We start from the raw sequence: 8,883 nt of genomic DNA, 5'->3' as shown, positions 1-8,883 counted from the left end.
CCTATTTCAGGAAAGTACATTTCATTAAATGTGTGGTAACGTGTTCGTGTATGGTTAGTTGCGTTGGCGAGAACTAAGTTAACAAAAGAAAACGAACCAGAGGAAATTCCGTTAGGAATTTACGAGTACACACAAAACAAGCAATTGGTTATACACGTTGTTGGCTATAGTTATTTATTCAGGTTTTTCAACAACTTGATTAGAATATCTATTTAAAATTTTCCCTGTTTTGGCATCGATATCTATTCCGTTCGTTCCATTTTTATAATGATTATAAATTGACCATATCAATTTCGAATCTTGCCTATGTAATTCAAATTCATTAATGTTTTTAAATCCAACTTTTTCACAAATTTGAAATACTTTTTCTATTGATACTTTTGGATTTAATTTTTCAATATTTAAAAACTCTTTTAAGTTTCGTTTTAAAATATGCCGATTTGTTCTTAGTTTTCCTTCATCGTCGAAAAAGATTTTAATTTTTTTGTATTCAGTTACATCAATTAAAATTGAGTACTCAACAAACTTATAAGTAATGCTCTTAGTCTTAAAATAGTTTTCGTAATATTCATTGTTTATGACACTTATTATCAGAGAATCAGATGTTTTCTTGAATTTTTGATTCGTAAGTTCTTTCTTTTGCGCGTTTGAATAAAAGCATATAGCTAAAAAGATGTAAATGAGTTTTTTCATAATTATTGCCAACGTGATTGTGTATGATTTGTGCGGCTGAGAATCCGCAGGATTTTCAGAAGTAGCAAATCAGATGCTTAAATATAAGATTTTAAATTGAAGTTTAGTTAAAGCATGAATTATACACGTTGTTACATATTGGTACGACACAAAAGAGTAATCACATACAGCGAGTTAAATTGATTAATAATTTTTTATTGAAAGGCGTATTTTGTTCTTATAGATCATTTCAAAAAAATAAAAATTTTCAGAATGTTGTTTTGGATTTATCTTGCTTAAACTCAAAAAAAATCGCGAAAAAAAACCTGGCTTTTTTTCGCTCCAATGAAATTCCGTAAGAGTTAGATTCCGCTAGTTTTCATTCTTAAAATAATTTATGATTCATATAAATCTTTTTGATGTAGTGATAAATCCGCAAGAGTAGGAATCTGCGAATGATAGTTATTTAAAGATTAGTTTTAAATGTAGTTACGATTTAGGAGTACTTGTTTGTAACGTGTTCGTGTAATGATTAGTTGCGGGAAAGGACGTGAGTCGTTTTCCGATAAGGACTAAGTTAATTAATTTCGAGGGATTTTCCGCTAGGGAAATCAGTAGTAATTAATTATACACGTTGTTACCTGTAGTTTTTATTCCGCTATTTTCTTTAATAATTCAGCCGTTTTCGGTTCAATTTCTCCATTGTAATTTAATTCAGATGCTTTCATGTCAGTCAAGATTTGGTAAAAAATACAAGCGTTTAAAAAAGCTCCGTATTTATTCGGATGAATATGGTCTTCGTAAAGTTCAATTTCAGGATGAGATACTCTGATTTCATAGAATTTATTTCCATTATCCGATTTTTCTATTTTAGTAGATTTTGAAACTAAATTATATGATTCATTGATTGCTGTAATCTCTTGTTCTAAATTCTCCATAACAGGAGAGCAATAATCAATATCTTTAATTGATTTGTCAATAGAATAACCAGAATAGCAATATTTCTTTGGATATTCTCTTTTAGATGGCCACGTATTAAATAGTATAAATTTACAGTCTTTATTGGAAGCCAATTCTTTAATTCTAGAAATTGCTTTTTCTACTTTTAATTCACGATTTTCTGGAATTAAAACACTAACAGTTCCAGTTTGTAGAATTATTATATCCCAATTTTTTTCGACAATTTTTTTTTCGGTACGAGTTATAATTCCGTGTTCAGTTGTCGATTCGGTTTTGCGAGATAAATGTTGGGATAAAGAATATCCTGGATAAGTACTTTGGTCAATTTTAATATTCGTATTTGTTTCATTCAGCATCATTTGAAGAGTTTGAGGCATTTCATGATAATAGGTCAAACTGTTTCCAATAAAGAGGACATTTAATTCTTCAGAAAGTTCTGTTTTAAGAGATTTGCAACTTGTAATTGCAACAGCTAAAATGATTAGCACAAAGTTTCTCATAAATTACAGGTAACGTGTTCGTGTAATGATTAGTTACGGGAAAGGACGTGAGTCGTTTTCCGATAAGCACTTAAGTTAATTAATTTCGAGGATTTTCCGATAGGTAAATCAGTAGTAATTAATTATACACGTTGTTAGCACCAGTATTTTTATCTTTCAATTCTAGTTTTTTAACTTTCCATTCTCCATTTTCTTTTTCCAATTTTGAGGACACATTAAAAACTCCGTTATCAGAAACAAAAACTAATGATAATTCAGAATTTCCAGTTTCAGAACTCCATTTAGAGTTAACATTTCGTAAAATTCCGTAATGATTAATTTTTCCAGTTATTTTATTTATTTCAGAGTTGTTTTCACAATAGCTTTGAACTGTTTTTACAGGTTCAGACTGTCCGATAGTTATAAATCCGATAAACAATAAAATCATTGAAAAAATTAGTATTAGAGTGTAAAATTTAAGCAAATGTTTTACCATAAAGAAAATTCCATTAAATGGATTCTTTCTCATTTCCTTATATAAATTTCCGTAAATTTTTAAAAACTTTGGATAGTGTCCTCTTTTTTCTTTATAAGATTTTAACCAAAAATAAATTCCTAATCCGGTTAAAAGAGCAGAAAAAATCATTCCATAAGTTGATATAGGAAGTATTCCTTTAGAATCTCCAATCCAAGATAAAACCCATAAAATGAATCCAGATGTTAAAAATATTCGGAATAATGTTTTTGTGTTCAAGGTTCAGTTTATATTGGTGCTAACGGTTTAGTGTATGATTTGTGCGATTGAGAATCGATAGATTTTCAGTCGTTGGAAATCATAATGTTAAATATATGAATTTTCCAATGAAGTAGAAGTAAAGCATGAATTATACACATTGTTAGCTACTGTAGTGCATAACAGGTTTTTGGTAATCACAGAAAAGGCAAGTACAGACAGCAACCGAAACAGAATGCGATTCACAGACTTAAGTTTACAAGCCCAAGATTCCGCTACTTTGGCAGAAAAGAAAAGATCACAATTGCATTTAGGTTGCACACAGGAAAACCACAAGCGCCTTTTTTTGAAAAGAACGAATCAGAACGCTAAAGCGTTTAGTTCTCAAAAAAAGGATAATTCCGATGAATTTTGATTTAAGAAAAGAAAACTTTCAAGCTAGTGATTCAGCTTTATAAATAAGTAACTCAGATGATTTTTGCACTATGGTTGCTAACGGATTTGTATAAGATTAGTTGCGTGGTTAAGCAACTAATTTAGCAAATACAAACCGGATAGAAAATCCGCGAGGATTTTCGTAAGTAGGCTTGTAGTAGCAATTAATTTTATACGTTGTTGGCAACTGGTTTTTTTTCATAAATTAATCTTTTTCCACAAGATTCGATTGAGCCAATTCCTCTTTGGAAACATTCTGATAGTAATTCAAGGTCATTAGTGTATTCCATTGCTTTTTCGAGTAATTCTTTTTCTTTATCTGACCAACTTTCGTAGGCTCTAAAGTGTCTTACTCTAGCATTAACAATATATTCGGATAAATCTTCTGTTTTTAAAATTCCGATTTCGTTTATTTTGTTTTTTAATTGTTCAATCGCTTTTTCTGTCAGATTGTTAAATTTATCTTTTTGGAAAAAGTCAATATCTTTCCAAGGCTGTGGTTTTCTTTCTTTTTTTACTTTTCCGTGAAGTGAATAACCGTTTTCAATTAAATAATGCTTAAAAAATTTCTGTAAATCTTGTTTGGTGTAATAACCAAAATATTTTCCATACAGTTCATTTGAGTTCAAAATTGGGAATTCAAATTCTTTAGATTTTAAGAAGAAATGAGTTAAACGACTATAAGTTGGATTATATTCAACGCTTTGAAATAGTTTAATCGTTTTGTCTATCTCTTCTGTACTTATATTTAATTCAGTTTTTTGAGGTTGGTTTTCAGTCGAGCGATTAATTCTTTCCAATTCGGAAATTGCTTTTTCCAATGCTCTTATTACATCTCGTTCATTTAAGACACTATCATTTTCAATCAATTCGCCTGTTTGAGGTGAACATCCTGAAGCCAATGCTTCCAAAATTTCTATTGTTCTATCAATTTTCATAATGTTGCTCTAAACTTGTTGCCAACGTGTTTGTGTATGGTTTCGTTGCGGAATTCAGCCGAAGCGCTTGCGTTTGGATGAGCCGTTTACGGCGAAAATTCCGCGGAAAAAAAGCGCAAGGTTGAGTTGCACAATTGTCCCGATTATTTAAATATACAAATTGTAGGAGAATTTCCTGGTCTAAACCAACTTAGCAATGAACTATACACGTTGTTGTAAGTAGTATTTTATTGTTAATTATTTCCAATTATATTATAGGCTCCAATTGGATTATATCCTTTTTTAATAACAAGTTCAGTAAATTTATCCATAGTTGTATAGTTTTCAAAATCAAAGTCATCCTCGTCATTAATAGAATTTATGAATGATAAGTAGTTATCAAAAATTTCTTTGCCCTCTTTTTTAGAAATCTTAGATATTGGCTTTAAATTCTCTAATTCCGATTTGGGATATAAAATCACATGTTGAATTTTTTCTTTTCCTTTAAAGTTATAACTTTCTCTAATTCCGATCCTACCGTTGTCATATTGAACTAATGTTATTCCATTGTTATTAATAATATTGTTTTCGGCTTTTTTATTGAGTGCTTTAACAAAAATGATTTTTGTTGACTTATTGACTACTGAATCTTTTTCTATTTTGAAAATTAGTTTTCTCAAAGTATCACATTTTTCCAATCGAATACATTTAGCTATTGTCAAAGTATCATTATTCTGTTTAAATATTACAGTATTATTCTTCGAAATCGAATAATAATCTTGATTTAAAACAATGGTTTGAGCTCCAGAAAATGAAGTAAATATAAACAAAAATATAATTAATACTTTCATGAAACAAATATTACTTACAACGAGTTTGTGTATGATTTGTGCGATTGAGAATCCGTAGGATTTTCAGTCGTTGCGAATCATATTGTTAAATATATAAATTTTTAATTGAAGTAGGAGTAAAGCATGAATTATACACAGTGTTACCTACTGTAGTGCATGACAGGTTTTTGGTAATCACAGAAAAAAGTAAACACAGACAGCAACCGAAACAGAATGCGATTCACAGACTTAAGCAAACAATCCCAAGATTCCGCAACTTTGGCAGAAAAAAAAAGACCACAATAGCATTTAGGTTGCACACAGGAAAACCACAAACGCCTTTTTTTGAAAAGAACGAATCAGAACGCTAAAGCGTTTAGTTCTCAAAAAAAGGATAATTCCGATAAATTTTAATTGAAAGTAGGAAAGTTATAAGCTAGTAAATCAGATTTGTAAATAAGTAACTCAGATGATTTTTGCACTATGGTTGGTAACGTGTTCGTGTAATGGTTAGTTGCGTTGGCTAGGTCTAAGATAGTAAAAGGAAACGAACCATTAGGGAAATCCGATAGGATTTTCCGAGTGTACACAGAACGAGCAATTGACTATACACGTTGTTGTAAAACGTTATTTTTTATTCCTATTCAATATTTTAGTACTAAATGGTGGTTCGTCAATTTCAATAATAAATTCTTTTCTTTCAAGTTCCGCTAGAGTTTTGAACACAATTTCATCAGTATTTATTTCTTTCAGTATGTGACTCAAACTTTGAGTGGTTTCAATGAAATGCAACAATCCGAAATTATGAATTGTTCCATAATTTCCATTTCTATTAATTTTTATGTCCACTACTTGTCCAGATTCATTATTCTCAAACCTACAAGCATCTCCGTGAAATTGATAGTTCCATTTTCCATTTATAGAACCTTTCCAAAGATTATTTGATCTAGTAATCAATTTATTAAAAGGATCCTTATTTTCAAGATTTAATTCAAATTCATTCGCAAGCATTTCAATCAGTTTATTTGCTTGTTCTTCAAATTCAATTAATGCTTCTAAGATTAATTTTTCTCTTTTATCTATCAATTTCGTGGTGTTCTTCTAATGTTATACAGGTTGTTGTAAAACTTTTTTTAATTCTATTATTTTCTTTACAATTTCAGATTCCGATATATAAAGTGTTTCAGACATAAAATAAGTATATGCTAAGCCATTTATTAATTTCATTATAGGTTAAAAATGTAGATTATTATTTCAATAATTAGATAAATTAAACCAACAATTAATAGAGGAAGGAATGTCCATTGTAATTTATTTTTTTTGGTTAAATCAGATTTCCATAAAAGAATCAATCCAATTAAGTAAAATGGTAATCCATATATAATTGAATATGGATTCATAACGAATAACGAACTAAATCCTAAAATTTGTTTAGCCCAACCTTTTTTTGCTTTTTGTACGTTGAATTTCAATTTATTCCTTAATGTTTTACAACGTGTTCGTGTAATGATTAGTTACGGAAAAAGACGTGAGTCATTTTCCGCATATTGCTAAGTTAATTAATTTCAAGGATTTTCCGCTAGGTAAATCAGCAGTAATTAATTATACACGTTGTTGGCATTAGTTTTTTTTAATTCAGTTAATGTTGTTATGTGTTCCTCGGACATTTTGTGTGTTATAGCAGTTTTCTCATACATTTGATGTTCTCCACTTTTTATATTTCCTAATTGTATGAATTCTTTCATAGAACCATTATTTATTATTCTAACATAGGAACAACTGTCAAGCCATTTAATCCGATTTAGTTTGTCTTCCAATCCAATAGCTTTAATAAGTTCAAAATCTTTATTGTTTTCTGAGTATCGAATAATAGTATCGATTCCATTAATGAAAGTCCCATATTTTATTTTATTGCAATCTATTGGATTGGAAACAAATTCTATTTTATCTTTTTCTAACATGGATTGTGGTTCGTTTTTAATATGATTAGTAAAAAAAACTTGATTAATAATTAAGAAAATAGGTAATCCAATACTAAATAAAATATGCGTGATGTAAAATCCGATTGCGCTAATTCCAAAACTTTCTTTTTTATTAATTGCTGCGTAAACAATTAAATAGATAAATAAGGTTCCAGCTATTATTGTTGTCCAAGTTCGAATTGAGTCATTCGATATGAAATTAGTGTTGTATCCTAAAAGGATGAACAAATAAAATGCAAAACCAAAAAAGATTGGACGAATTATTGATTTTAGGATTTCTTTCATTCAAATTAATGCCAACGTGTTCGTGTAATGGCTAGTTGTGTTGGCAAGAACTAAGTTAGCAAAAAGAAACGAACCATTAGGGAAATCCGATAGGATTTTCCGAGTACGCACAGACCGAACAATTAGTTATACACGTTGTTGTAGGTAGTTATTTCGTGATTGCTTCTCTTTTTACTGACTTTCCTAAATCTACAAGTGAGCCAATAACTTTTGCTCTTTTGTCGGGTATTTTATCAATTATTTTTGAAATATTTTCAAGAGCTAAAGTTACATTCTTATCGTTAATTTCTTTTGCTTTAAAACTATCTGTTATTACATCATTCTGTTCTAAACAAGGAATTCCGTTTATATACAACCTATGGCTGTAACCTACTTCAACAACTTTTTTATTTGAGAATACTCCTTTATTTTCAATTATTCTTTTCAAAGGTGTAATTCTTATCTCAAAGTCTAAAGAGTCTTTACCTTCTTCAAAAGCTTTTTTATAATCCTCGCTTTGTCTGTTTTGAAATTCTTCTTTAATTTCTAAAATACTTTTTGCGTGTTCTACTTTGAGTTCAGCAATTTTATTGATAAACTCTTTTTCTGTGTCAACTTTTTCTTTTTTTAGATTCAGTTTTAATTTTTTGACTTCGTTTTTTCGATTATCAGATTCCATTAAATTACGGAGAAGAATTAATTCTTCTTTTAGCTTGTAATTCTTGATGTATAACATTATTCCAAAAACAGCAAAAACTACAAGTACACATAAAACCATTATACCTAAAGTGTTAAAATAATAATTCATAAATTAATCTTCTTGAGGTCCAAATGTGCATTCACAATCTCTTATGTTTTCTCCACAACTTCCACAAACTGGTTGTTCAGGTGGTGAATCTTGTAATTTCATCATAATTTTATTTTATTGGTTAGTTTAGTTTTAATTACCTACAACGTGTTGTGTATGGTTAGTTGCGTTGGCGAGAACTAAGTTACTAAAAGAAAACGAACCAGAGGAAAATCCGTAGGATTTTCCGAGTACACACAGACCAAGCAATTAATTATACACGTTGTTACCACCAGTTTTTTATTTGATTCAACGTTCCGATTATCAGTCCAACAATTCCTCCGAAATATGAGAAATTATGGATTTTCGCCACTTTATTAAATTCCGCTTTATGTTCAATTTCAAATGGGAAGTTATAATTCGTAATAGTTTCCGATGGAAATAATTCCGCAATTCCAAATCCGACAAATCCGAACAGAATTGCAATTCCGATAACGATGATTAAAGATTTCAGCGATTTGTTCAGCATTATTTGTCCGTCACTATATTTCAGTCCAAATATTCCGAGAACAATTCCGGTTAAAAAGCCAAACCACCAAGTAGAGAAAAATCCAACCCAAACAAGCGCAAAAGTCCAATTTCCGCTAAATTCTCTTTCATAATCGTCTAAAATTCCAAAATTGTAAAATGTCAGTTTAGTGTAAAATTCAGGCGATATTTTCGACGTAATAAAATCGTGTGCAACTCCATAAACAACTGATAATGTTATTGAAATAAATACGATTAATATGAATGCTCCGAGTTTTTTCAAATGTCTAGTCCTG

At 29.8% G+C, this 8,883-nt stretch carries 9 protein-coding genes; all 9 read right to left on the bottom strand.

Annotation, left to right across the window (positions count from 1 at the left end):
* Positions 1-174: 174 nt before the first annotated feature.
* Positions 175-693 (bottom strand): hypothetical protein, encoded by a 519-nt coding sequence (locus tag TD18_RS12650; protein WP_040253220.1) that lies wholly within the window; start codon positions 691-693, stop codon positions 175-177.
* 629 nt (positions 694-1,322) lie between these two features.
* Positions 1,323-2,132 (bottom strand): DUF4886 domain-containing protein, encoded by an 810-nt coding sequence (locus tag TD18_RS12645; RefSeq protein WP_040253217.1) that lies wholly within the window; start codon positions 2,130-2,132, stop codon positions 1,323-1,325.
* Positions 2,133-2,250: 118 nt separating this feature from the next.
* Positions 2,251-2,865 (bottom strand): hypothetical protein, encoded by a 615-nt coding sequence (locus tag TD18_RS12640; RefSeq protein WP_040253215.1) that lies wholly within the window; start codon positions 2,863-2,865, stop codon positions 2,251-2,253.
* A 584-nt stretch (positions 2,866-3,449) separates the two neighbouring features.
* Positions 3,450-4,217 carry a hypothetical protein gene (locus TD18_RS12630; RefSeq protein WP_040253209.1) on the bottom strand — a complete coding sequence of 256 codons (768 nt, stop codon included), beginning with the start codon at positions 4,215-4,217 and terminating at the stop codon, positions 3,450-3,452.
* Positions 4,218-4,450: 233 nt separating this feature from the next.
* A complete protein-coding gene (locus tag TD18_RS12625; RefSeq protein WP_040253208.1) occupies positions 4,451-5,047 on the bottom strand; it encodes a hypothetical protein in 597 nt (198 codons plus the stop codon).
* A gap of 606 nt (positions 5,048-5,653) precedes the next feature.
* Positions 5,654-6,112 (bottom strand): DUF6896 domain-containing protein, encoded by a 459-nt coding sequence (locus tag TD18_RS12620; protein WP_040253206.1) that lies wholly within the window; start codon positions 6,110-6,112, stop codon positions 5,654-5,656.
* A gap of 512 nt (positions 6,113-6,624) precedes the next feature.
* A complete protein-coding gene (locus TD18_RS12610) occupies positions 6,625-7,293 on the bottom strand; it encodes a hypothetical protein (RefSeq protein ID WP_040253201.1) in 669 nt (222 codons plus the stop codon).
* Positions 7,294-7,441: 148 nt separating this feature from the next.
* On the bottom strand, positions 7,442-8,080 hold the full coding sequence (locus TD18_RS12605; protein ID WP_040253199.1) for a hypothetical protein: 639 nt from the start codon (positions 8,078-8,080) through the stop codon (positions 7,442-7,444).
* A 265-nt stretch (positions 8,081-8,345) separates the two neighbouring features.
* Positions 8,346-8,883, bottom strand: a 538-nt coding sequence (locus TD18_RS12600) for a hypothetical protein (protein WP_040253197.1), incomplete at its 5' end; no start/stop codon positions are given.

The organism is Psychroserpens mesophilus (assembly GCF_000826645.1).
Taxonomy (GTDB): Bacteria; Bacteroidota; Bacteroidia; order Flavobacteriales; family Flavobacteriaceae; genus Psychroserpens; species Psychroserpens mesophilus.
Note: the sequence above shows the minus strand (reverse complement) of the source record. Positions and strands in the feature narration are given on the sequence as shown.

Coding starts and splice junctions, on each gene's coding strand:
- TD18_RS12605 (WP_040253199.1), bottom strand. CDS start 8,080: ATGAATTATTATTTTAACACTTTAGGTATAATGGTTTTATGTGTACTT.
- TD18_RS12625 (WP_040253208.1), bottom strand. CDS start 5,047: ATGAAAGTATTAATTATATTTTTGTTTATATTTACTTCATTTTCTGGA.
- TD18_RS12630 (WP_040253209.1), bottom strand. CDS start 4,217: ATGAAAATTGATAGAACAATAGAAATTTTGGAAGCATTGGCTTCAGGA.
- TD18_RS12650 (WP_040253220.1), bottom strand. CDS start 693: ATGAAAAAACTCATTTACATCTTTTTAGCTATATGCTTTTATTCAAAC.
- TD18_RS12645 (WP_040253217.1), bottom strand. CDS start 2,132: ATGAGAAACTTTGTGCTAATCATTTTAGCTGTTGCAATTACAAGTTGC.
- TD18_RS12610 (WP_040253201.1), bottom strand. CDS start 7,293: ATGAAAGAAATCCTAAAATCAATAATTCGTCCAATCTTTTTTGGTTTT.